22 protein-coding genes are annotated in these 22751 nt (G+C 41.7%); 7 read left to right on the top strand and 15 right to left on the bottom strand.

The features are described 5' to 3' along the window. Nucleotides 1-59: 59 nt before the first annotated feature. From ACOJQI_RS05515 to ACOJQI_RS05505, 3 genes are all read right to left on the bottom strand, one after another. Entirely contained in the window at nucleotides 60-1244 is a 1185-nt protein-coding gene (locus ACOJQI_RS05515; protein WP_421384014.1) for a site-2 protease family protein, read from the bottom strand. 150 nt (nucleotides 1245-1394) lie between these two features. After that, nucleotides 1395-2582, bottom strand: a complete 1188-nt coding sequence (locus ACOJQI_RS05510) for an HD-GYP domain-containing protein (RefSeq protein WP_421384013.1) — start codon at nucleotides 2580-2582, stop codon at nucleotides 1395-1397. 314 nt (nucleotides 2583-2896) lie between these two features. Beyond that, the gene (locus ACOJQI_RS05505; protein ID WP_421384012.1) at nucleotides 2897-3235 is read right to left on the bottom strand and encodes a hypothetical protein; all 339 of its coding nucleotides are present in this window, start codon (nucleotides 3233-3235) and stop codon (nucleotides 2897-2899) included. Nucleotides 3236-3418: 183 nt separating this feature from the next. Here ACOJQI_RS05505 and ACOJQI_RS05500 point away from each other — a divergent pair, with 183 nt between their 5' ends. Beyond that, nucleotides 3419-4771 (top strand): TrkH family potassium uptake protein, encoded by a 1353-nt coding sequence (locus ACOJQI_RS05500; protein WP_421384011.1) that lies wholly within the window; start codon nucleotides 3419-3421, stop codon nucleotides 4769-4771. 29 nt (nucleotides 4772-4800) lie between these two features. Here the strand turns inward: ACOJQI_RS05500 and ACOJQI_RS05495 are convergent, their stop codons facing one another. From ACOJQI_RS05495 to ACOJQI_RS05475, 5 genes are all read right to left on the bottom strand, one after another. After that, entirely contained in the window at nucleotides 4801-6936 is a 2136-nt protein-coding gene (locus ACOJQI_RS05495) for a heavy metal translocating P-type ATPase (RefSeq protein ID WP_421384010.1), read from the bottom strand. Continuing rightward, on the bottom strand, nucleotides 6929-7297 hold the full coding sequence (locus ACOJQI_RS05490) for an ArsR/SmtB family transcription factor (protein ID WP_421384009.1): 369 nt from the start codon (nucleotides 7295-7297) through the stop codon (nucleotides 6929-6931). Before ACOJQI_RS05490 ends, ACOJQI_RS05495 begins: the two co-directional genes overlap by 8 nt. 194 nt (nucleotides 7298-7491) lie before the next feature. Next, a complete protein-coding gene (locus tag ACOJQI_RS05485) occupies nucleotides 7492-8910 on the bottom strand; it encodes a SpoVR family protein (RefSeq protein WP_421384008.1) in 1419 nt (472 codons plus the stop codon). Between the two features lie 115 nt (nucleotides 8911-9025). Further along, nucleotides 9026-10231, bottom strand: coding sequence for an MFS transporter (locus ACOJQI_RS05480; protein ID WP_421384007.1), 1206 nt, complete (start codon nucleotides 10229-10231; stop codon nucleotides 9026-9028). Nucleotides 10232-10389: 158 nt separating this feature from the next. Next, nucleotides 10390-10695: a DUF3889 domain-containing protein gene (locus tag ACOJQI_RS05475; protein ID WP_421384006.1), complete on the bottom strand. Its 306-nt coding sequence runs from the start codon at nucleotides 10693-10695 to the stop codon at nucleotides 10390-10392. Between the two features lie 169 nt (nucleotides 10696-10864). Here ACOJQI_RS05475 and ACOJQI_RS05470 point away from each other — a divergent pair, with 169 nt between their 5' ends. Further along, nucleotides 10865-11122 carry a YhdB family protein gene (locus ACOJQI_RS05470; protein ID WP_421384005.1) on the top strand — a complete coding sequence of 86 codons (258 nt, stop codon included), beginning with the start codon at nucleotides 10865-10867 and terminating at the stop codon, nucleotides 11120-11122. Between the two features lie 104 nt (nucleotides 11123-11226). Continuing rightward, on the top strand, nucleotides 11227-11619 hold the full coding sequence (locus ACOJQI_RS05465) for a VOC family protein (RefSeq protein WP_421384004.1): 393 nt from the start codon (nucleotides 11227-11229) through the stop codon (nucleotides 11617-11619). Between the two features lie 58 nt (nucleotides 11620-11677). Here ACOJQI_RS05465 and ACOJQI_RS05460 read toward each other — a convergent pair whose 3' ends face one another. The 5 genes from ACOJQI_RS05460 to ACOJQI_RS05440 all read right to left on the bottom strand — a co-directional run bounded on the left by ACOJQI_RS05460 (nucleotide 11678) and on the right by ACOJQI_RS05440 (nucleotide 17726). Continuing rightward, nucleotides 11678-12319: a response regulator gene (locus tag ACOJQI_RS05460; RefSeq protein ID WP_421384003.1), complete on the bottom strand. Its 642-nt coding sequence runs from the start codon at nucleotides 12317-12319 to the stop codon at nucleotides 11678-11680. 14 nt (nucleotides 12320-12333) lie between these two features. Then, nucleotides 12334-13449: a GAF domain-containing sensor histidine kinase gene (locus tag ACOJQI_RS05455; protein WP_421385398.1), complete on the bottom strand. Its 1116-nt coding sequence runs from the start codon at nucleotides 13447-13449 to the stop codon at nucleotides 12334-12336. 153 nt (nucleotides 13450-13602) lie between these two features. Further along, nucleotides 13603-15348, bottom strand: a complete 1746-nt coding sequence (locus tag ACOJQI_RS05450; RefSeq protein ID WP_421384002.1) for a phospho-sugar mutase — start codon at nucleotides 15346-15348, stop codon at nucleotides 13603-13605. Between the two features lie 222 nt (nucleotides 15349-15570). Beyond that, on the bottom strand, nucleotides 15571-17112 hold the full coding sequence (locus ACOJQI_RS05445) for a GNAT family N-acetyltransferase (RefSeq protein WP_421384001.1): 1542 nt from the start codon (nucleotides 17110-17112) through the stop codon (nucleotides 15571-15573). Nucleotides 17113-17174: 62 nt separating this feature from the next. After that, nucleotides 17175-17726, bottom strand: a complete 552-nt coding sequence (locus ACOJQI_RS05440; protein ID WP_421384000.1) for a hypothetical protein — start codon at nucleotides 17724-17726, stop codon at nucleotides 17175-17177. A gap of 192 nt (nucleotides 17727-17918) precedes the next feature. Between ACOJQI_RS05440 and ACOJQI_RS05435 the strand changes: the two genes are divergently transcribed. The 3 genes from ACOJQI_RS05435 (at nucleotide 17919) to ACOJQI_RS05425 (ending at nucleotide 19814) form a co-directional block, all read left to right on the top strand. Further along, nucleotides 17919-18341: a disulfide oxidoreductase gene (locus ACOJQI_RS05435; RefSeq protein ID WP_421383999.1), complete on the top strand. Its 423-nt coding sequence runs from the start codon at nucleotides 17919-17921 to the stop codon at nucleotides 18339-18341. A 3-nt stretch (nucleotides 18342-18344) separates the two neighbouring features. Then, complete coding sequence (locus ACOJQI_RS05430; RefSeq protein ID WP_421383998.1) at nucleotides 18345-18812, top strand: thioredoxin family protein; 468 nt, start codon at nucleotides 18345-18347, stop codon at nucleotides 18810-18812. A 93-nt stretch (nucleotides 18813-18905) separates the two neighbouring features. Further along, on the top strand, nucleotides 18906-19814 hold the full coding sequence (locus tag ACOJQI_RS05425) for a nuclease-related domain-containing protein (protein WP_421385397.1): 909 nt from the start codon (nucleotides 18906-18908) through the stop codon (nucleotides 19812-19814). A gap of 632 nt (nucleotides 19815-20446) precedes the next feature. Here the strand turns inward: ACOJQI_RS05425 and ACOJQI_RS05420 are convergent. Then, nucleotides 20447-20842, bottom strand: coding sequence for a DUF5365 family protein (locus ACOJQI_RS05420; RefSeq protein WP_421383997.1), 396 nt, complete (start codon nucleotides 20840-20842; stop codon nucleotides 20447-20449). Between the two features lie 174 nt (nucleotides 20843-21016). Here ACOJQI_RS05420 and ACOJQI_RS05415 point away from each other — a divergent pair, with 174 nt between their 5' ends. Then, nucleotides 21017-21931: an RluA family pseudouridine synthase gene (locus tag ACOJQI_RS05415; protein ID WP_421383996.1), complete on the top strand. Its 915-nt coding sequence runs from the start codon at nucleotides 21017-21019 to the stop codon at nucleotides 21929-21931. A 55-nt stretch (nucleotides 21932-21986) separates the two neighbouring features. Here the strand turns inward: ACOJQI_RS05415 and wrbA are convergent, their stop codons facing one another. Beyond that, a complete protein-coding gene (gene wrbA, locus ACOJQI_RS05410; protein ID WP_421383995.1) occupies nucleotides 21987-22592 on the bottom strand; it encodes an NAD(P)H:quinone oxidoreductase in 606 nt (201 codons plus the stop codon). Nucleotides 22593-22751: the final 159 nt, after the last annotated feature.

The following is a 22751-nucleotide window of genomic DNA, read 5'->3' as shown; positions in this document are numbered from 1 at the left end:
TAAAATTTTGTAGAATTATGTTGGTTTTTCTTGAGGTTTTCAATGTTAAAGAAGGTATTTCATACTTTTTTCACCCTTAATAGGTAGTTTCTCAAACCTCTCATCCAAGAAAAAATCAAAATGAATACCATGAGAGCCAGTTGAATAAAAAATATCATACCGTCCCAAAATTGGAGAGTACTTACGGGGTGGTATAACTTAGACCAGGTTGCCTTGACTGCATAAGCAAGCTGCGGGATGTAATAAAAGAGAAAGAGACTTATGGAGATCAATGTTCCTATTATATAAATAACACTGTAAACCTTTATGGTGTTTCCGTATGCGGCTTTTGATTTTTTTGGAAAAGTAACAATTTCTTTAAGGTATTCTTTTGCTTCTTCCATAAGGTTATATCGTCCCGTCAAATTCTCAACTACATAATAAAGATCTGTTTTCATGTAAAAACAGCACTGATAAATGATTCTAACAAGTATATTGAAGTTTATAATGGCGGTTAAAGCATAAGGCAGCCCTTCTGTATCTTCGAATATGAATTTTTGTAAAATAAAACTTAGAAATAGGATGGCAATGTCAAAGTTTATTCCGGCAAGATATACCCTGTTTCGATTTTCGCGTGGAATCTTCCATAAATTACTTACATCTGATTCCAATACCGGAAAGAAGAGCCTGTGGCCAAGACTCAGCCTGACAGGAATATCAAAGGACCTTGCTGCCAATACATGTCCTGCCTCATGTATTAAAACAAGAATTAAACTCACTATTGAAAAAATCAAGATGTTGTATAACATGATATCAGACCAAAATAAATCTTTATAATGGGGAAATAATGAAGGATAAAGTATTATTAATAAGACAGAACATGAAAAAGAGATACAAAAGAATAACCTGCTGAATCTATTAAAGAATTTCATCGCAAACGTTTTTTTTATCCATAAAAATCCATCATTCTGCCGTTTAACTGGCCTAACATGAATGACTCTATCATCAATTTGAGTAATCAAGTTCAATTCAATTAACTGATTTATGAATTCAGCCATGTTAACTTCTTCTTGAGGGTACTTGGCTTTCAGATACTCTTCAGTTTCTTTGACAGTTTTTCTTTTTGAAAGACAACCTATAGCCACAACGGCCAATAAAGGCATCTCATAGAAATCCCCTGAAAATTTATCCTCTAAGATGAACTTCTTTCTATCCCGGTGAATTTCATAATCAATCAACATTACTCTGCTTTCATCACTCCACATGCAATTCTCTCCTTTTTCTACAGAAAAGGGATGCAAGCAAAAGCAAGCATCCCATCGGATTAAATTCTAAGCCACTCACACCACCAGCAAGTCGTTTTGATCTTACTAAGCTTTTTGATTTTCAACATTTTCACCTCCTATCTATTGAATTTATAATTCTCGAGGCGGGGCAGAAATAGATGCTGAACGGTTTGACTCTTCTCTTATTTCAATCCATTCAGAAAAAACCGTTTTAAATGTATGAATAAGATCTGGATCGAACTGTGTTCCCTGACCTTCAAGAATTCGTTGATAAGCTGTTTCTGGAGATAGAGCTTCTCTATAAGAACGGGTGGAAGTCATGGCATCAAATGCGTCAGCTATAGCGGTAATCCTTGCGGCTATAGGAATGTCAACACCTTTTAATCCCTGTGGATATCCTTTGCCATCCCACCTTTCATGGTGAGAAAGTATAACATTCAAGCTGTCACTTAGCACTTCTACCTTTTCTACGGCTTCCGCCCCTACAGCCGGGTGAGTTTTAATAACCTCGAATTCTTCCTTTGTAAGCTTATCCGGTTTCATTAATATCCTATCTGGTATATGGATTTTTCCGATATCATGTAATAAACAAGCATAGTAAAATGCTTCTAACTCTTCATCTGAATATATATCAAGTTTTTTTGCAAGTGAAAGGGCATAAAATGCCACCCGCTCACTATGCCCTTTAGTATAGGGGTCTTTCAGCTCCAACGTAGCGATAATCCCCTTAACTATCCCTTCCAATTGCCTATTATAGGAACCTTTTATACCATCGACATACCCTAAGATTCTTTTAAGCAGCAAGTAAGCAATTGATGAAATGAGGATAATTAATAGTGAAGGAATCAACAATACAACAATATCTTGAGTAACAATACCAACTAAAGCATATTTCAAAATAATGGAACCGCACACCAATAAAAAGAATGACTCACTTACAAAGATTGGTGAAAAAACAATCAAGAATATTTCTACTATATTCCCTCCACCAGTAATGCTCGGAGTAACACTGTGAACGATAATATCATTAATGCCGGTAAGTCCTATATAAGCCAACACAATAATGTACTTTATTCGGGATATATTTTTTTTACTGTATAAATAGTAACTGACCCCTGTCAACGTAAAAGTAAGTATATAGATAAAATATCCAAATAAGGAAGGCATCCCCACCTGCTTATCTTCAACAAACCCAGGAATAATAAAATAATAGAAAACTTCATACAAAATAGATATAGTAAAAAACAACACTAAAAACCATTTCAGTGTCCTTTTCTCTTCATGAATTAACGCTGGATCTTTTCTGTTTTTTAACATGTCTGCCCTCACTTGGTGTGGATTATTTATACTCAAAAACTCTCAGTCGTCATCTTTCGACATTGTTAATTCTATAGCAAAAGACCCATTAGGGAAATAGTTTATTTTACTTATTTAAAAGGGAGGCTGATTTGGTGGAACTTTACTTTCATTTTTCAAGAAATAGATAGTGTAATTGTTGGATCTCTTAGATGCTTTCCTCTTCTTTATATCGTAAGAGAACAAGCTACCTTAACAGGGAATCCCAAAAAGGGTTCAAAAGTACCGTTATTTACAAAAAAAAGCAAAAGAAAAAGACCCTCACTCAGGGGCCCTTACTTTTCTGCAAATTTTTGCTCAATATCACTGTTCCGCTTCATCAGAAAGTCGATAGCGAGCCAGAAGAAAACGGAAATCAATGCATAAATACCAATTGAATAGTAGATATCCTCTGTTTTCCAATTAAGTTTCGGAATGAATAATCCTAGAATACCCGTAAAAATATAGTAACCCCCAATTAAATGGAAGAATAGTTTTTCAGTTGTCAGATTTCTTTTTTCCATATATCCTTTGCCTGCTTTTCCAAAGAAAATAGCTATTCCCCTGATAATAAAATACACGGAAAAAGCAATAATAACAGCAACTATTGTCGTATTGTTAAAAACATTTGCCATTTTTGATGCTCCTTTCAAACATAAACCAGTCTTTCATCTTTAAAATTGTACCATAAGAATCCAGATTTTGAGTAGGAATTACTTACCATTTGTCATGTTCAAATGGCGTTTTTTTATATGTTACCTCCTTAAACCATGTGGTATAGTGTTTAATAGCCATTATTCCTAAAGGAGATTTATTTCATGTCCAGTTTTAAAAAGAGAATAGACCATTTATCTCCTGCCCAGATTATTGTTGTTTTCTATGTTGCGGCAGTCGGTATAGCCATATTATTGTTGAGTCTTCCTATTACAGCCAAGCCTGGTGTGGACCTGAGCTTCCTCGATATCATGTTCACAGCGGTCAGCGCGATTAGTGTAACGGGACTCACCGTAATCCATATAGCTGATTCTTTCAGCACAGCAGGAATATTCATTCTGATTTTCATCCTTCAAATTGGCGGCATAGGCATCATGACACTTGGAACTTTTCTCTGGTTAATCTTAGGGAAAAAGATCGGATTAAAAGAACGCCGACTAATTATGACAGATCAAAATCAGTCGAATCTTTCCGGCCTGGTTAATCTTATGAAGCAGATTATGTACATCATCCTCCTAATTGAATTGATGGGGGCTCTAATATTAGGTACCTACTTCTTAAAATACTATCCAACCTGGCAGGATGCTTATCTTCATGGGATTTTTGCCAGTGTCAGTGCTACAACAAACGGTGGATTCGATATCACCGGGCAGTCACTGATCCCATATGCAGATGATTATTTCGTTCAGTGTGTGAATATTATCTTAATCACTTTGGGGGCTATCGGCTTTCCTGTGTTGATTGAGTTGAAAGATTTTCTATTAAATACGAATCAAAAGGTGCGCTTTCACTTTTCACTTTATACAAAATTAACTAGTGTGACCTTCTTTGGGTTGATGATTGTCGGGACAATACTCATTCTTGTTATAGAGTTCAACCGTTTTTTTGATGGCCTTTCATGGCACAAATCATTCTTCTATGCCTTTTTCCAGTCCACTACCACACGGAGCGGCGGGCTCGCTACGATGGATGTCAGCCAGTTTTCTGAGCCTACCCTGATTATCATCTGCATGTTGATGTTTATCGGGGCTTCACCAAGTTCAGTCGGGGGTGGGATACGGACCACTACATTTGCTATCAACATCCTGTTTCTCATCAACTTCGCGAGGGGACGATCAACCATCAAGGTGTTCCGAAGAGAGCTGGATCAGACAGACATCATGAAATCACTTGCCGTTACACTGTTAGCAAGTTTCATGTGTGCAGGTTCAGTCATCTTCCTCTCCATTACCGAATCTTTAACGTTTATCGAAATTCTTTTCGAGGTTTGTTCGGCTTTCGGAACGGTGGGGCTTTCAATGGGGATTACCGGTGAGTTGAGTGTTTATGGGAAACTCATCATTATGGCCCTTATGTTCATTGGAAGGATTGGTCTCCTGACATTCCTGGTCATCTTGGGGATTAAGCAAAAAGAAACATTATATAACTACCCGAAAGAAAGGGTTATTATTGGATAATAAAAGAAGAAGCCCGCAGGCTTCTTCTTTTATTTGTCTTTCACTCTGAGAAGGCGGAGACCATTGAGGGTGACAATCAAAGTGGCTCCCATATCGGCAAATATCGCAATCCATAGTGTAAGCCAGCCCGGTATCACCAGGAGGAGAGCAAGCAGTTTTATGCCTAAAGAGAAGGCGATATTCTGCTTGATGATCATCAAGGCTTTCCTGCTGAGCTTTACAGTGAAAGGAAGCTTTCTTAAATCATCTCCCATAAGAGCTATATCTGCTGTTTCCAATGCGGTATCCGTTCCAGCCCCTCCCATGGCAATTCCCACAGATGCGGCTGCAAGAGCAGGGGCATCATTCACCCCATCTCCTACCATCGCGACTTTATCATAACGTTCCCTAAGATCTTTGATATACGTTAACTTATCCTGCGGCAGCAACTCCGCGGCTGTATCACTTACGTGTGTGCGTTTGGCAATCGCTTCAGCAGTTCCCTGGTTATCTCCTGTCAACATAAATGTTTTCTCGATTCCCAGTTTATGAAGCTTTTCAATGACATCGGCACTGCTTTCCCTGATTTCATCAGCAACAGCAATCAGAGCAATGACCTCGCTAACCGTCCCTAAAGATATGACGGTTTTTCCTTCCTTTTGAAGAGCGAGGATGGTACTCCTCATATCGTCCGGCAAAGGCATCCCCATGACTTCTTCCATGAAAGAAGGACTTCCTGCATAGTAGGAAATATTGTGGATGGTTCCCTTAATCCCTTTTCCGGTAACAGAAGTGAAATCCTCGATGGCCACTGATTGGTAATCGATTTGTTCCTCTTCTGCCTTTTTCATGATCGCTGATGCGAGCGGATGCTGAGATCCATTTTCAAGTGCGGCTATCAGCTTAAGGTTCTCATCCCTCTGTTCTTCGGGGAAGGAAAGGAAATCTGTGACTTCCGGGACACCTTTGGTAAGAGTTCCAGTTTTGTCAAAAGCGATGGCTTTCAGGGCACCTGCCTCTTCCAGATATATACCGCCTTTAATCAAGACTCCATTGCGGGCAGCATTCCCTATTGCGGTCACGATTGATACCGGTGTGGAAATGACAAGTGCACAAGGGCAACCCACAACAAGTACGGCAAGCCCCTGATATACCCAGGTGCTCAAATCAGCCGCAAAAAACAACGGAGGCATGATGGCTACCAGGACAGCAACCAAAATGACTGCAGGCGTATAATACTTCGCGAAACGGTCAACAAACGCTTGGGACGGAGCACGTTCTGCCTGCGCTTCTTCGACCAAGTGGATGATTTTCGCAATCGTCGTATCTTCAGCAAGCTTTGTGACTCTTACTTCAAGCAAGCCTTCTTCATTTAAGGTACCTGCAAAGACTTCATCATCCTTTTGTTTAGTGACAGGGACAGATTCACCGGTGATGGCTGCCTGATTGACTGCCGAAATCCCTTTTTCAACAACCCCATCCATAGCAAGCTTCTGACCTGGTTTTACAATCATAATGTCGCCTACTTGAATATCTTCTATTTCTACAAGCAGTTCCCTGCCGTCCCGCCGTATAAGGGCTTCCTTCGGTGCAATATCCATCAGTGAGCGGATGGACTGCCGTGCTTTATCCATTGAATAGGCTTCAAGGACCTCACTGATTGCAAACAGGATGACGACTGTCGCTCCCTCTCCCCATTCGCCAATAAAGGCGGCTCCGATTATGGCGATGGTCATGAGTGTTCTCATGTCGAACTCTAAACGAAACAGGTTTTTTATTCCGGTTATGAAGAGGCGGTAACCCCCCACTAAAATGGAGATAACATAGGCAAGGATGGAAAAGATATTCCCTTCCCCGTTCATATATCCTATTGACCATCCAAGAGCCAGGAAGGCAGCTGATAGCAATACATTCGCATATTTTTTGGAAAATGGCTGTTTTTCTTCCGAAAACTGCTGATTTTCCGGTATTATTTTAAGACCCTCAAAAGCTCCTGCTTTTTCAAGTTCTTCTATTGTTGTATCTCCAAAGACTGTGAGCTTTGATGCTCCGAAATTGACATTTGCTTCAGAAACACCATCCAGGTGCTTCACGTTCTTTTCGAACTTTGCGGCACAGCCTGCTCAGGAAAAGCCCTGAACACGGTATGTCGTTTTGTCGGTTGTTTGCTGTAATCCTTCAGACACGCTGTTCCACCTCCTTGTGATGGGCAATCGCAATGTTGATCAGGCTTCTCACATGATCGTCATCAAGGAAATAATACACCAGCTTCCCCTCTTTCCGATACTTCGCGAGCCCCATGTTCCGAAGCAGCCTTAAGTGGTGGGAAGCGGTCGCTGTTGTAGCACCTACAATGCGGGCAACATCGCAAACGCACAGCTCCTTCTCAAGACTGAGAGCATAAGCTATCTTCATTCTAGTATCATCCGATAGTGCCTTAAATATTTTTGCCGCACCATCGGTATTGGTTTGAGAGAGTTCCTTTTGGATGAAATCGGCTTTTTCATCTTCGTGACAATCAACCTCACAAACATCATTCTGCTTCAAACGATCACCCCTACATTCAAACGTTCATTTGAATATTAGTATATGTATGAAATGCAAATATGTCAAAACATTCTCTCATCGCTTTAACCTTTAAAGCACGAAGAGGGACTGTCCCTTTTCATGCTTTAACGTACTAAATCAAGCAAACAGAAAGAGGGCACTGTACCCGTTTGTACAGTGCCTTCTTTCTGAGTTCATAAGTATTTGCGTTGAACATTCCTGCCTTCATAGGTGAACAGGATTTTCCGGTTCTCAACATTGGTTTCAATATGGACGGTTCTGCCCCAAAGCTGGTGGACATACGGAAGGACTTTCTCTAAATATTTTATATCCAGTTCAATTCCTTCATACCAGTGCTTCAGATAAAGTTCCCCATTCTTCATATAGTCCCCGTCATTGACGGTGATGAATGGAAAGCCTCCGTTGACCCTCATACTTACCAGCTGGTCCCTGACTTCTTTCCATTCTTTATCGACTATTTTATAATCTTTACCCTGTTTTTGGAAAAGGTACATATCCTCTCTTGTCACCAAGTCCTTAGTCAAGTAGTTGCGGAGGAAAGAAATATCTGACTCGATTTCTCTTACCTCAAACATCTTTTCACGCCCAGATCCCGGTTTTTCTCCGCGTTTAATCATTTCTTCAGTCGGATTATTATATCTTTCTTCGATGTCCTCAAAGATTTTCAGCCCCAAATAGTAAGGATTGATGCTTGTTTTGGAAGGCTGCACAACCCCGGCATTCAGTTTGGCAAATTCAATGGATTCGCCGCTGGTCAAATCCAACTCTCTGATGATTCTCTGGTGCCAGTAAGAAGCCCATCCTTCGTTCATAATTTTTGTTTCAAGCTGAGGCCAGAAGTAAAGCATTTCTTCCCTCATCATCGTAAGGATATCACGCTGCCAATCTGTAAGCTCACGGCTGTATTGTTCAATGAAAAGCAGGATATCTTTTTCAGGCTGCGGCGGGAATTTCTTCTTCACTTTCCTGCGCTGCTTCCTCTCTTTCTTCGGACCATCATCAAGTGACCATAAGTCGTCATATGGCGTGACCGTTGAAACTTCTTCTTCCTCCCATTCCACATCGTCCATGCTCCACGTCAGTTTTGGCCTCATCAGGGAAGGATCGATATGTTCATCGATTGCGAGGACGGCATCAAGGAAGGTTTCCACCTCTCTTTTTCCATGATCGATTTCATACTGCCTGATCCTGTCTGCCGTTGCCGCCATACTTTCAACCATATCCCTCTTTGTGTTCTGGAACCTGACATTATTTTTGAAAAAATCACAATGAGCAAGCACATGGGCCACAATCAATTTATTCTGTATGAGCGAGTTGGAATCCAGCAAAAATGCATAACACGGATTGGAGTTGATAACGAGTTCATAAATTTTACTCAATCCAAGATCGTAATGCAGCTTCATCTTGTGATATTGTTTTCCAAAGCTCCAGTGAGAAAATCGTGTCGGCATCCCATATGCCCCAAATGTATAAATAATATCTGCAGGACAGACCTCATATCGCATCGGGTAAAAATCAAGTCCAAATCCTTTCGCTATCTCCGTTATCTCTGCAATCGCATACTGTAATTGTTTCTGTTCCTCTTCTCTCATCCAAGTTCCCCCCAGTAGAAATTTGCACCTTCGGCTCCTAAGTAGTCTTACTTCAATATATGAGACGGGGTAAGGATTCATGAGAAGAAAAACCGGATTGCCCTTGCAAGCAACTTTAGTCTTCCGTTAAGTTATTTTTCAGTGCAATGGCCGGAATGACAGCCGTCATAAGAAGTATTGAGGATCCAATGAATACCGGTGAGACCCCCGCTGCTTCTGTAAAATAACCCGCCAGCATAGAAAAAATCCCAAAAATAAGTGTTGTAACAGCTCCTTGTGCGGCAAACACTTTTCCCAGCTTTTCAGGTGTTACACTGTGCTGGACAGCTGTTTGCAGGAGGATGACTTTTAATCCATCAAAGAACCCAAATATAACAGAAAACAATAATGAGATTACCGCAATATGCGTTAACCCAAAAAACAACGTAGCCAGAGAAGTAGAAATCAACGCTAATGGCAGCCACCGGTATACATTACCGGAAAAAAGCCTGTGTATTTTCAACAGCAGAAGTCCCGCCGTTATCAGGCCGATGAAAAAGGCTCCATTGATAAACCCCCACCATTCCTCCCCGCGGCCAAGCTGCTGATCAACATATACATATAGGATCGCGGCAATCCACACAACAGTGGCAGCTGATTCAATCGCATAGATAAGGAAAATATTCCTTAGTTTAGTATTCCTCCAGATATCTGCCCAGCCTGACGCCATTTTTTCTGCCAGGCTTACAGCTTGCTCTCGCTTTTCAGGAATGCCGCTGCCATACACAGGCAGACTATACATCATAAAGCTGCTGGCAAGAAATAAGATAGCAGTCAAAACAAGCGTCCACTCCTCACCGGCAAATGCGGCAAGAATACCGCCAGCAGCCCATGCTGAGAACTGGACAGCCTGATCGATGGTTGATAAAAAACCGTTTGCCCCCATTAAATCTTCCCTTCTCACAATTGAAGGTACATAAGCATTTCTTGCAGGCAGAGCCCATCCATCCAAAAACGCAACACTGCTCACAAGAACAAAAAATACAACCATGTTCTCTATGTTCATGAACAAGGTTATAGAGAGAAGGATCATTATAATGGTTTTGAACGACTGTGAAAAAAACAACAAATTCTTAAGATGAAAACGATCCAAAACAAGCGGTGCAATCACACTGCTGATGAACCGGGAAAAGGTGATTACTACAGGGATGATACTCATTAAAAATGGGGAGTGCGTTTTCTCAAAAAGTGCCGCGATGATGGCAACAATAAAAAAGACATCTCCTCCATTCGCCAAAGCCTGGCCAACCCATAAATAACGAAAAGCCTTCGTCTTCATCATTCTTCCTCCTTACATAGTATGAAATTGTCCGGGAAAAGAATGAATAGTATGTATTCTTACTAAAAATTATATGATCAATGATTCATTTTTGCGAATAAAACAAAAAAGCTTGTCCTCCAAATAAGGCAAGCTTTAGTCCAGCTGATCCTGGCTGAAAATCATTGGCTTTCATTGACAGAAATACTTAAATCATTCGGCTTGGCCGGATTATGAACAATCCTTACCTTTACTGATACTTCTTTCCCGTCTTTCATGACGTCAAACGTAAAGGCATCTTCAATCTTGCCGCCTGCCAGTGTTTTCCTGCCATCATACTTATAATCTGCAAGCTTTTCTCCTGTGTAGTCTTCTTTCACAACGGCTGTCGCGATTCGTCCGTATTTTTGGTAGCCCTGCTGTGCAAATGCCTGCTGGCTTCCCACCATGAAAAATACAAGCGAAAAAATAACCATCCATTTTCTCATCTTTATCACACCTCTGCATATAATTTCATATATAATATGCAGTATTATTCTGCTCACTATGCATCCAATAGAAGGAAAGCCCTTCACCATAGGAAAACCAACTTTTTCAGCGAAATTTCGTCAGGATGGTGAACATACTATTATTAACCCTTCAGAAGGAGGGAGTTAATTGAATAAAGTCGATTACGACAGAGCTTTGTACTATACACATCGGAGCGAATGGGATAACCTTCTCATTCTTATGGTACGAACCAAAGATGATCTTTTAGCCAAAAGGATCGAACATTTTCTGCACGCTTATCATTTTTCCCGTGACTATACAAATATCGAACAAAATATGTATACCCTTCTCAGATATATCGAACACGCCAACCTGACTGCCAGTCAAAGAGAGCCGATGGAAGAAGAACATATCATGAAAATATAGGATTCCACCAATCCTGCGGGCTGAATTATTCAGCCCGCTTTTATTTATTGAAGGATTTTTGGTAATTCTGTCAAATATGAAACAGTATAAGGAGGTAATAATAATTGAAGCAAATACATAGTTCATTAAAAGTATTATTAGTATCTGATTTAAAAAGCTCAAAAAAGTTTTATGAAGAACAGCTTGGCTGTGAAGTCACGGATTGGTGGGTAATCAGGGATGGATTCAGCGGACTTGCCCTGAAGCTGCTGCAAGCAGTTTCTTCAGATGATGTAAGACCTAATAAACCATCAAAAGGAGCATCAACTTCTTTTGACCTGTATTGCTATGTAGAAAATTGGAATGCCCTTGATGAGCTGTATCAAGAATTCACCGAGAAAGATGTTTCGGTCGTTGTCGAACCATGGGTAGATGAGGCAAACGGTCCCTGGAAGGAATTTGTCATTGAAGATCCAGACGGATATCATCTTGCCTTTGGCGGCACGGACGGGCACTAGTTGAAGGCAATACTTTTGAAGTGAACCCCGAATAAGGAGTTCACTTCATCTGTTTTTTCTACTCTCCTGCCAGCCCATGCTTCACCGCATACAAAGCAGCCTGGGTCCTATCCGAAACCTCCAGCTTCGAAAAAATATTTGAGATGTGAGTTTTGACTGTCTTCTCTGTAATGAACAAACTTGAAGCAATTTCTTTATTGCTCTTTCCTTTGGTCAATTCAAGCAGCACATCTTTTTCTCGATTAGTCAGCTGATGAACTTGATGCGGCGGCTGGTTGTTCCGGGAAACCCTTTTTAGCAGATGGTTTGTCGCTTTAGGATGCAGCGAATTCTCCCCCCGGACCAGCTTTCGGATGGATTCCACCAATTCATCCGGTTCGATGTCCTTCAACTGATATCCTGCAGCACCCGCTTCAATGGCAGGGATGACATGATCCTGATCGGAAAAGCTAGTCAGCATCATAACCTCTATGTCGGGATGGGAATTTTTTATGTGCTTTGTAGCTTGAATTCCATCCATTTCCGGCATGACCAAATCCATTAAAATGAGATCAGGCAGAAGTTTTTCAGCTAGCTCAACGGCTTCCCGCCCATTCGATGCTTCCCCGACAATTTCAATATCTTTTTGTGTTTTCAAAAAGAAAACCAGCCCCCGTCTTACCACGTGATGATCATCTGCAATCAATACTCGTATAGTCATACTCTTTCCCCTCTTTAGTATGGAATTTCCACTGATATTTTTGTTCCGTCATCCGGCTCGCTCTGCAAATGAAAATTCCCTCCCAGCTGCATTACTCTTTCTCTCATGCCCTGAATCCCGAGCGAAGGAATTTTCTGAGCGGGATTATAATGAAATCCGCATCCTTTATCTTCAATATAAAGGGTGACCATTTTCGGAAAGGTTTTCAGGTGAAAATAAATAATATCCTCTCCAGAATGTTTTTTGGCGTTATTGATGGCCTCCTGCCCAATCCTCCATAACGCTTCCTCAATTTTAGAAGGCAGAGCCACTACTCCCTCTACTTTTACAATAACGTCCATTCCAAGCATGCCGGCATAGCCTTTTACTGCTTCACTGAAGCCATTCTCCAAGCCATGGGGTTTAAGCTGCCATATCAGAGCGCGCATTTCAGACAGCGCTTCCTGGGCGAGACTTTGAATGGTGGAGAATGTTTCTTTTATGTCCTGTTCTTCACTTAGCATGGTTCCGCCTCTGGCTGTCAGTGTCAGGGAAAACAGCAGCTGGTTGACTGAATCATGCAGATCTCTCGCCAAGCGGTTTCTCTCTTGCATCAACGCTACTTCCTGTTCTTTTTTGGTTAAGATAATCCGTTTGATGGCAGAGCCGATTTGAAAAGCAACAGATTCGAGAAGAGCCAATTCATGTTCATGAAAATGTGTTTTCCCTGGAGCCGCCACATTCAGGAGGCCAAATGATTCATTCCCTGATTGAAGCGGTACTGTAGCATGATAAACGATATTTCCCGTGTCACCGCGATTTTCGGCTATTGATTTCTCGATCCTCTGACATTCAATGATATTGGATGCTTTGGTCAGCTTCCCCGCCCTGAACCGATTCACACACCAGCAGCCGCCATTCCTAAGCAGTCCGCACCCCTCATCTGCTAAAGAAGTAGGAAGGTTATGATAGGCCTCGAGCGAATGTCCGCCGGACTCATCTATAAAAAATATCCAGCCTGTTGTAAAATCAGAACCGTTTAGAAGGACCTGGAGTGCACATGACAGCATCTGCTTCAGCTCAGTTTCCTCATTAAGCAGTTCAGCAATTTCTTTTAATAAATGTATATTGGAATTATTTCTATTCTCTATGTTCAAGAAGTTAACCTCCTTTGTTAATAGTATATATAATCTTACCGAAGTCCGGGTGGCCTGTATGTATGAAACTTTCTACGACTTTAGTTGTAGGAATTGTATTTGACCGTTAATCTCACTGACGTAAAAAAAGCAGGAAGGCATTCAGCCTTATCCTGCAAATGAGTTAACCATGTTATCTATTTTTTCCATCAGCGCTTGTTTCAATCCTTCCAGCTTATCTTGGCTTTCACTTAATGACTGGCCGGTTACGCTGAAATAGAACTTGATCTTTGGTTCCGTACCAGAAGGACGAAGGCAGATCCATGAACCGTCTTCCAGGAAATATTTTATGACATTGGATTTTGGAAGGGAGATTGTTTCTTCCAGCCCATTTTCCAGTGTCGTGCTTAAGCTAGTTTTGTAATCCTCATATTTTTCAACGGCTAGTCCACTGAGTTCTTTAAGAGGTTCTTCACGGAAATTGGAGAGGATCGCCTGAATCTGTTCCGCCCCTTCTTTACCTTTCAATGTAAGGGACTCAAGTCCTTCCTGATAGTACCCGAAACGCTCGTAAAGATCCAATAACGCATCATACAAAGTTTTTTCCTGCTGCTTGAAGTATGCTGCTGCTTCAGCTGCCATCAATACTGCCTGTACGGCATCTTTATCGCGGGCAAAATCGCCGATCAGGTAACCATAGCTTTCTTCATATCCGAACAGGAATTGATATTCACCGGATTCTTCATAGTTTTTGATTTTCTCACCAATGAATTTAAAGCCTGTCAGGACATCTTCCACTGAAGCCCCATAGGACTCGGCCACTTTTCTGCCCAGTTCAGATGTAACGATGGTCTTGAACACTCTTCCATTGGCAGGGATCATGCCTTTTTCTTTCTTTCTGCCCAGGATGTAATCGATCAGGACTGCACCCGTCTGATTGCCTGTTAACAGAATGTATTCTCCGTTAGAGTCTTTAACTGCAACACCAAGACGGTCTGCATCAGGATCTGTAGCAATCAAAATATCGGCATTTTTTTCTTTTCCGTCACGGATGGCAAGCTCAAATGCTGCTTTATCTTCCGGGTTGGGCGATTTTACTGTTGAGAATTCCGGATCTGGCACCGACTGTTCCTTAACAATATGAACATTGGAATAACCCAAGGCATCCAATCCTTTTTCGACCATCTTCAAAGCAGTTCCATGCAGCGGTGAAAATACGATGCTGAGATCCACTTCTTTCGCAATTTGTGGCTTTTCTGAAATAGAAAGCAGATGTTCAAGATAAGATTGGTCAATTTCGTCACCGATCATTTTGATGAGTCCGGCTGCTTTTAAATCGTCTTCAGATTTTACATCGATCTGCAGCTCATTCTCCACTTCATTGACTTTTGCGATGACTTCATCCGCTTCTTTTGGAGGAAGCTGGGCCCCGTCCTCACCATATACTTTATATCCATTGTATTCAGGAGGATTATGGCTTGCCGTCACGACAATTCCTGAAAAAGCATTTAAGGTCCTTACTGCAAAAGAGAGTTCAGGCGTAGGTTTCAGCTCATCAAAAACATATGTCTGGATTCCATTTGAAGCCAGTGTTTTTGCGGCTTCCATCGCGAACTCCGGGGACTTATGACGCGAATCATAGGCAATGGCCACTCCACGTTTTTTCGCCTCTTCACCATGAGAAATTATGTATTGAGCCAGGCCTTCTGAAGCCTTGCGCACCGTATAAATGTTCATGCGGTTGATTCCAGCGCCGATTTCTCCGCGCATCCCGCCTGTTCCAAACTCTAAATTTTTATAAAAAGCATCTTCCAGGCTTTTTTCATCATCCTTCATTTCAGTCAGCAGACTGCGCATTTCGCTATCAAGTTCTGCAAATGTATCCCATTTTCCCCAAGCTGATTTCCAATTCAAGTTTAATCTCCTCCTATCGATGACTTACTATATGTAATTCTTTATGGATTGGAATTTTCCTGTAAAAAGTATCCGCCTTTTTATGACAACCTTTTCATTCTTTATATTATCACACAGGCCGAATGAGGCAAGGTGTTTTACAATGTAACGGGCTGAAAAATCTGGATAAGAAATTCCATTTTCATGAAAATAAAAAGACCGCTGAATAGCGGCCTTTCAAACTTACCTCTTATATTTCACCTCATACACATCATGGCGGCGGTCTTTCAGCTGTCTGACAGTCCCCGACTGGCGCTGGCGGCGAAGGACTTCCAGGTCCACATCCCCGATCATGACCATTTCGATATTCGGGTTCGTTTCACCGACGATGCCATCGCGGGCAAATTCGAAATCAGATGGAGCAAAGATGCCTGACTGTGCATATTGAATGTCCATATTTTCTGTCTGCGGCAGGTTTCCGACCGTTCCGGAAATCACAGTATAAATTTGATTCTCCACAGCACGTGCCTGTGCACAATAGCGGACTCTCAAGTACCCTTGGCGGTCTTCTGTACAGAATGGCGTGAAGATGATCTTTGCCCCTCTGTCTGTAGCAATACGCGCCAGTTCCGGGAATTCGATATCGTAACAGATTTGGATGGCAATTCTTCCACAGTCTGTATCGAAGACCTTGACACGGTCTCCCGGACTGATTCCCCACCATTTGCGTTCGTTTGGTGTGATATGGATTTTGTACTGCTTTTCTATTGTGCCGTCACGGCGGAAGAGATAAGCGATATTATAGATTTCATCGTCCTCTTCTTTTACAAAGTGAGATCCGCCAATAATGTTGACATTATAGCGGACAGCCAGGTCAGTAAACACCTCAATATAATCCTCTGTGAAATCAGTCAGCTTGCGGATAGCCAGGCTCGGCGATTTCTCATCAAGGAATGACATCAGCTGTGAAGTGAAGATTTCCGGGAAAACGACGAAATCAGATTTAGCATCTGACGCTACATCCGTAAAATATTCAACCTGATTGGCAAACTCTTCAAAGGAATTGATTTTCCTCATCATATATTGAACAACACAGATCCTGACTGGGTAGCTTGTCTTGAAATGCCTTTTGCTTGATGGACGGTAATCCACGTTATTCCATTCCATCAAGGTAGCATAATTTTGGGACCTCTTATCATCAGGCAGGTAGTTTGGATTGATCCTCATCAATGTAAAACCGTTCATCAATTGGAATGATAGAACAGGATCATAAATTTTATGTCTCGATACAGAATCAACGTACTCCCTTGGAGACATTTCCTCTGAATGCTTATGGAAATTTGGAATGCGGCCCCCAATGATGATACTCTTCAGGTTCAGCTGTCGCGCCAGGTCTTTTCTGGCTTCATATAAACGATGGCCGACCTTCATACGGCGGTAATCCGGATGAACCATCACTTCAATCCCATAAAGGTTGTATCCATCCGGGTTATGGTTGGTGATGTATCCGTTGTCCGTAACATCATCCCAGGAATGGCGGTCATCATATTCATCGAAGTTGATGATTAAACTTGAACAAGAACCGATGATTTCCCCTTCCAATTCAGCCACCAGCTGCCCTTCAGGAAAGATCTCCAGATGACTTTCCAAATGCTCCGGCTTCCACGGTTCCATACCGGGAAAACAGACACTCTGCATCTTGATAATATCGTTGATGTCTTTATGCTGCATCTGCCTGATAATCATTTTTTTCTCAAACTGAGATAAATCCAGTTTTTCTGACATTTATTGAAACACTCCTTTTGCACTCATCTTTACGTTTTACCCTTGAGGCTGCGGGCTTCAAACTAATAACCCGGACGCTTCTCCCAAGGCTCTGTGACTCCTGTAATTGTAACGGGAACCCCGGCAGTTAATGCAGAAATGACTCCTTCGGAAATTTCTTCATTTGTCAGCCACCTTGATTCTCCATTCTCTATTTTAAACCCTAAAATGATATGATGCATGTTTATTGACTGCTGTTTTGGAAACAGGAGCTTACTGCGCGAAGCGGCACTTCCGTTCACCTTGAAAATCTCTACAGGTTGGCTTTGCCCGCCCAAAACGCTTAATAGGGCGTCGTGGGATTCCACCGCCGTGCTCCTCATCCAAACGACCGCTTGATCAAAAGGTCCATTCATTTTAATATGCGCATTCAAGACTTGTACTAATGCGTCCGTGTTAAAATAATCTGCCGGAATGAATGAAACGTCTTCCGGTTTAAGGTTGTGTTTTGAAAGCATCCTTTGGAATTTATCAATCGACCTGGTCAGAACGGTGACGTTATCACCTTTTTGCACCAAGTACTCAACCACTCCTCCGAGCATTCCGGTTCCGCCGATGACCAGTGTTTTTTTCATAACAAGACCCACCCTTTTGTAAATTATTTCTTTTTCATCGTAGTACTGTATGGGATCAAGCTCCTCTTTGCACAGTATGTGTCAGACCTATGTCCTTCCTGCTGTTTTTTGTGATAAAATTAGTGCTAGTGATTTTACTTTGATTACTGCAAGGGACTATAATTTGTGTAGTACAAGCGAAAGGAAACGATTATGGAAAAGAAAATAGAAAACCTGTTATTTACTGCTTGGGCAGCTGCTTTGATTGCCATGCTGGGCAGTTTGTATTTTTCCGAAATCAAACAATATGAACCATGCATTTTATGCTGGTACCAGCGAATCATCATGTATCCAATGGCCGTAATTCTAGGCATTGCTGCAGTGAAAAAAGATGCTTCGATCGCTATTTATTCTTTGGTTCTGTCAGGTATTGGTATATTGACTTCCCTGTATCACTATTCACTGCAGAAAGTCGATTTCCTTTACGACACCGCTCCTTCATGCGGACGTGTTCCATGTACCGGGGAATATATCAACTGGCTTGGTTTCGTGACGATTCCATTTTTAGCGCTGACCGCATTCATCATCATTTTTGCATGCAGCCTTATCCTTTTAAAAACAGCAAGGGAGAAGTGAGAAATGAAAAAAGTCATTATCTTTTTAGTAATCATAATCGGCATTTTTGCCGCTATTGCGGTGGTAACCAAAATGCAGCAGGATCAAGCGGCGGAAGATAATCCGTATAATAAATCGGATCTCCAGCCTGCAACAATTGACCAGCTCGATGATCCCCTCTATCAAAACCTGATTATGCCTGATGAGCTTGAAACAAAGCTTGAAAACGGCGAGGATGTTACAGTTTACTTCTTCAGCCCAACATGTTCTCATTGTAAAGCGACTACACCAATTGTTGCACCTTTGGCAGAAGACATGGGAATTGACCTGGTCCAGTACAATGTCCTTGAATTTGAACAAGCTTGGGATCAGTTCAATATTGAAGGCACCCCGACCATCATCCACTTTGAAGATGGAAAAGAAACTGCCCGCATCGTAAGCTCTCAATCAGAAGAAACATTTGAGAACTGGTTTAATGAGAATGTAAAATAATGTTAAAATGAACAGCTCCTTTATGGGGCTGTTTTTTATGGTTAGTGGTAATTTATGGTATGATGACATGTAAAGGAGTGATGTTTATTGAAAATGAAAGACCGTTTGGAATCCGATGAATTGAGGATTTATAAGTCTCTTGGTTCCAGGAAAGATCTAAAGGTTAAAGAAAAAGTTTACTTTGCCGGTTTGGAAAAAGGTTTTATCGGAGAGAAATTATTTGATGAATGGCTGGCACCTGCCCTTGACCAGCGCATTCTGCTGCCTGACATGCAGTTCATGCCCAGCACCACTTTTGTACAAATCGATACCCTTCTGCTGTCTTCAAAAGTAATCTATTTATTTGAAGTCAAAAACTACGAAGGCGATCATCTTTTAGAAGGCGATAACCTTCTCAGAGCTGCTGACCGGTCAGATGCCAAAAATCCCATTCTTCAATTAAAAAGAAGTGAACCTGTCCTTCAAAGTATCTTGAATAACCTCGGCTGCAAAATCCCCATTCAACCCATCGCCGTTTTCGTCAATCCCCGCTTCCACCTCTATAACGCACCTCAAGACCTTCCCATCATTTATCCCACTCAACTCGAGCGATTTATCGAAAAGCTTAAAAAGACACCTTCATTTTTAAAAAGGGATCATATTGAGCTTGGCAAGAAATTGATTTCTTCGACTGTAGCTGAAAACCCTTATACCCAGCTGCCTGAATATCGGTATGATGAATTACGGAAAGGGATTGTTTGTCCTGGCTGTGGAATGTTTTATCGGGAGTATGTTAGGTCCACATTGACATGTGGTTTTTGTGGGGGGCGAGAAAGTGCTCATGCTGCAGTTATAAGGAGTATTGAAGAGTTCAAGCTATTGTTTCCTGGTGTTCGGATTACGGTTTCTTTGGTTATGGATTGGTGTGACATCATAAAAGAAAAAAAGACGATTAGAAAAATACTTCAGACAGAGTATACACTTAACAATAAAGGGAGGGGGTCTTATTATTCCAAAAAATAGTATCAGCTGATCCTTACAAGTATTAATTTGGAAACGGTTCTGTTATATTATGCAACTACTGATATGATTTTAAGGAAATATACCACTATCGTTAGTTAGTCATTTTATAATGGTGCGTTTCCTTGTTAATCGTACCACTTTGCCAAGTAGCCCCTTCTGTAATGGCACGATTCTCATCTAATCAGACCACTACGCCAAGCAGCCTCTTCTGTAATGGCACGTTTCTTCTCTAATCGGACCACTATGCCAAGCAGCCTCTTCTGTAATGGCACCTTTCTCATCTAATCAGACCACTACGCCAAGCAGCCTCTTCTGTAATGCCACCTTTCTCATCTAATCAGACCACTACGCCAAGCAGCCTCTTCTGTAATGCCACCTTTCTCATCTAATCAGACCACTACGCCAAGCAGCCTCTTCTGTAATGGCACCTTTCCCCAGCTAACACCCCCTCCCCACAACACAAAAAACCACCAAGCGCCTTCCAAGCACTCAGTGGTTGATGATTCTGCACAAGGCAGAATAATAGAGGAGAATTACAAGATGAATCAACGAAGAGATTGGTGAGGATCTCTTCTTGATTATTTATAAGTATGCCTCCACATATCCCTTTTATACAACTTTGCCAAAAATTTTTATACAAGGAGCTGGTTTGCCGGTTTGGCGTACAGGCTGAATTTGTCTTCGTAATCGCAGCATTTGCGGAAATGGTCCAGCTCAAAAGGGAAAAATAAGTTGAAGCTTTTCAGGATGCACAGGTTGTGATCATACATTTCTTCATAATCGTTTTGTGAGGAGTCTGCCTCGATTAGTGAAATGAGTGTCTGGAGACTGGAGATCAGCTGGAAAGCTTCTTTCAGCGTACCGTTATACTTTGTGTGTTCCGTATCAGTATGGAGTACCTCGAGTTCTTCGAATTGCTCAATCTCGTCATCTGTAAAATAACGAGGGAAAATAGTACAATAAATGTACGAAATAAGTTCTTGAATGGTATCTTCCTGTTCCTCTGTGGAAGCCAATAGGATCTTCACTTCTAGCCCACCTTTGTAACGATTGTCATCTCTATGTAATAGTTATTCTAAGAATACCATAAATATAGTTCTTTCTGGGTGGTAATTATAGCCATGGTGACATCAGAACTAATTAAAAACAAGGATAAACGAACTACATAATAGCGTTATCATCGCGAAAAAAGGAGTTTTTTGATGAAACAATATGATAAAGGTCCTGTGTTCACCTTATCCATCCCTTCAAAATGGGATAATGTAACAGCCGAATTCTTAATGCGTGACATTTGGCAGGCACCTAAAAAGACGGTCCATCAGTTAAGGATGGATAAGGCCATTAAACTGAATGGGGAACCCCTTAACTGGACGTCACCCCTTAAACAAGGAGATGAACTCCACTTTTCAATAGGCGAAAAGGAATCAGGGTTAATCCCTGTCAGAATGCCGATCCAAGTGTTATACGAGGATGCACATGTGATCATCGTCAACAAACCTGCTGGAATGAACACTCATCCAAACGACCCCCTCACAGAAAAAGACACATTAGCCAATGGGGTTGCATGGCACCTTCGGCAAAAAGACGAAAAAGTGGACGTTCAGCATATTCACCGGCTTGACCGGGACACGACAGGAGCGGTCGTTTTTGCCAAGCATGCACTGGTAAAGGGGATATTGGACCGGCTCCTTGCAGAAAGAAAGATCAAGAGAACATATTGGGCGATTGTACATGGTTTGATGAAACAAAATAAAGGGACGATTAATAAAGCGATCGGCCGAGACAGGCATCATAATACACGAAGAAGAGTCTCCCCGTCCGGCCAGCCGGCAGCCACCCATTTTCAGGTGTTGGAGGAGAATAAATCTAAGAATCTCAGCTTGGTCCAATTGGTCCTCGATACAGGAAGAACCCATCAGATCCGGGTACACATGAGTTCAATCACCCACCCTCTTGCAGGGGATACATTATATGGAGGTAAGCCCATTGTCAAAAGGCAGGCCCTCCATGCAAAGTATATCGAACTTCCTCATCCATTGACCGAGGAAGCACTATCTTTTGAAGCACCTTTTCTGGACGAACCTCCATTGTTTCCTGCTTTATTCGAAATAAATTAGTGAACATACAAAAAGCAGGCATCCTCCAAAGGATACCTGCTTTTATAAAGAATTATTATTTTAAGCCGTTTACAACCGCTTCAGTTACAGCTACTGTGCGTTTTGCTTGATGCTTCACAGCTGCTTCAACATCTTCGACCATGTTGCCTTCCTGATCAACTGTTACGCTTGTGCCGTAAGGGTTTCCTCCTGCAGCGAATAGTACCGCGTCAGTGTAACCAGGTGCAGCAATGATTGCACCCCAGTGCATCATTGTTGTGTAAAGAGCGTGGATTGTCTGCTCTTGGCCGCCATGCGGGTTAGCAGCAGAAGACATTGCGCTGACAACTTTGTTCGCTAGTTTACCTTGTGCCCAAAGGCCGCCAGTACCGTCAATGAATTGTTTTACTTGGCCAGGTACGTTACCGTAACGTGTTGGTACGCTGAAAATAATTCCGTCTGCCCACTCAAGGTCATCGTTCGTTGCTACCGGGATGTCTTTTGTGTTTTCGAGATGCTGTTTCCAAGCAGGGTTGGAAGAAACAGCCGCTTCTGGTGCGATTTCTTCTACTCTTAATAACTTAACCTCCGCACCTGCTTCTTTTGCTGCAGCTTCTGCCCACTGTGCAAGCTGATAGTTTGTTCCTGTAGAGCTGTAATAAATAACCGCGATATTAGCCATGTTGAAAATCTCCTTTTCCTTCAATATATTTTTAACCTTTGACAGGTTAAATTCTTTCCAAAAAACATCATGCCTAGACCCTTGCGCTACCCCATACATTTCCCTATGGAGCTTAAAATAAACTTTTCGAAATCAATTAGTTCAAAAATATTTATCTTT

Origin of the sequence: Bacillus salacetis, assembly GCF_049177075.1 — a bacterium.
Taxonomy (GTDB): domain Bacteria; phylum Bacillota; class Bacilli; order Bacillales; family Bacillaceae_B; genus Rossellomorea; species Rossellomorea salacetis_A.
The sequence above is the reverse complement of the archived record's forward strand: the minus strand, read 5'-3'. Positions and strand labels throughout refer to the sequence as shown.

Excerpts from the sequence above, each read along its gene's own strand:
- wrbA (WP_421383995.1), bottom strand. The coding sequence starts at position 22,592 with ATGGCTAATATCGCGGTTATTTATTACAGCTCTACAGGAACAAACTAT.
- ACOJQI_RS05485 (WP_421384008.1), bottom strand. The coding sequence starts at position 8,910 with ATGAGAGAAGAGGAACAGAAACAATTACAGTATGCGATTGCAGAGATA.
- ACOJQI_RS05510 (WP_421384013.1), bottom strand. The coding sequence starts at position 2,582 with ATGTTAAAAAACAGAAAAGATCCAGCGTTAATTCATGAAGAGAAAAGG.
- ACOJQI_RS05475 (WP_421384006.1), bottom strand. The coding sequence starts at position 10,695 with ATGAGAAAATGGATGGTTATTTTTTCGCTTGTATTTTTCATGGTGGGA.
- ACOJQI_RS05445 (WP_421384001.1), bottom strand. The coding sequence starts at position 17,112 with ATGTCAGAAAAACTGGATTTATCTCAGTTTGAGAAAAAAATGATTATC.
- ACOJQI_RS05435 (WP_421383999.1), top strand. The coding sequence starts at position 17,919 with ATGGAAAAGAAAATAGAAAACCTGTTATTTACTGCTTGGGCAGCTGCT.
- ACOJQI_RS05480 (WP_421384007.1), bottom strand. The coding sequence starts at position 10,231 with ATGATGAAGACGAAGGCTTTTCGTTATTTATGGGTTGGCCAGGCTTTG.
- ACOJQI_RS05515 (WP_421384014.1), bottom strand. The coding sequence starts at position 1,244 with ATGTGGAGTGATGAAAGCAGAGTAATGTTGATTGATTATGAAATTCAC.
- ACOJQI_RS05505 (WP_421384012.1), bottom strand. The coding sequence starts at position 3,235 with ATGGCAAATGTTTTTAACAATACGACAATAGTTGCTGTTATTATTGCT.
- ACOJQI_RS05415 (WP_421383996.1), top strand. The coding sequence starts at position 21,017 with ATGAAACAATATGATAAAGGTCCTGTGTTCACCTTATCCATCCCTTCA.
- ACOJQI_RS05440 (WP_421384000.1), bottom strand. The coding sequence starts at position 17,726 with ATGAAAAAAACACTGGTCATCGGCGGAACCGGAATGCTCGGAGGAGTG.
- ACOJQI_RS05425 (WP_421385397.1), top strand. The coding sequence starts at position 18,906 with ATGAAAGACCGTTTGGAATCCGATGAATTGAGGATTTATAAGTCTCTT.
- ACOJQI_RS05460 (WP_421384003.1), bottom strand. The coding sequence starts at position 12,319 with ATGACTATACGAGTATTGATTGCAGATGATCATCACGTGGTAAGACGG.
- ACOJQI_RS05500 (WP_421384011.1), top strand. The coding sequence starts at position 3,419 with ATGTCCAGTTTTAAAAAGAGAATAGACCATTTATCTCCTGCCCAGATT.
- ACOJQI_RS05430 (WP_421383998.1), top strand. The coding sequence starts at position 18,345 with ATGAAAAAAGTCATTATCTTTTTAGTAATCATAATCGGCATTTTTGCC.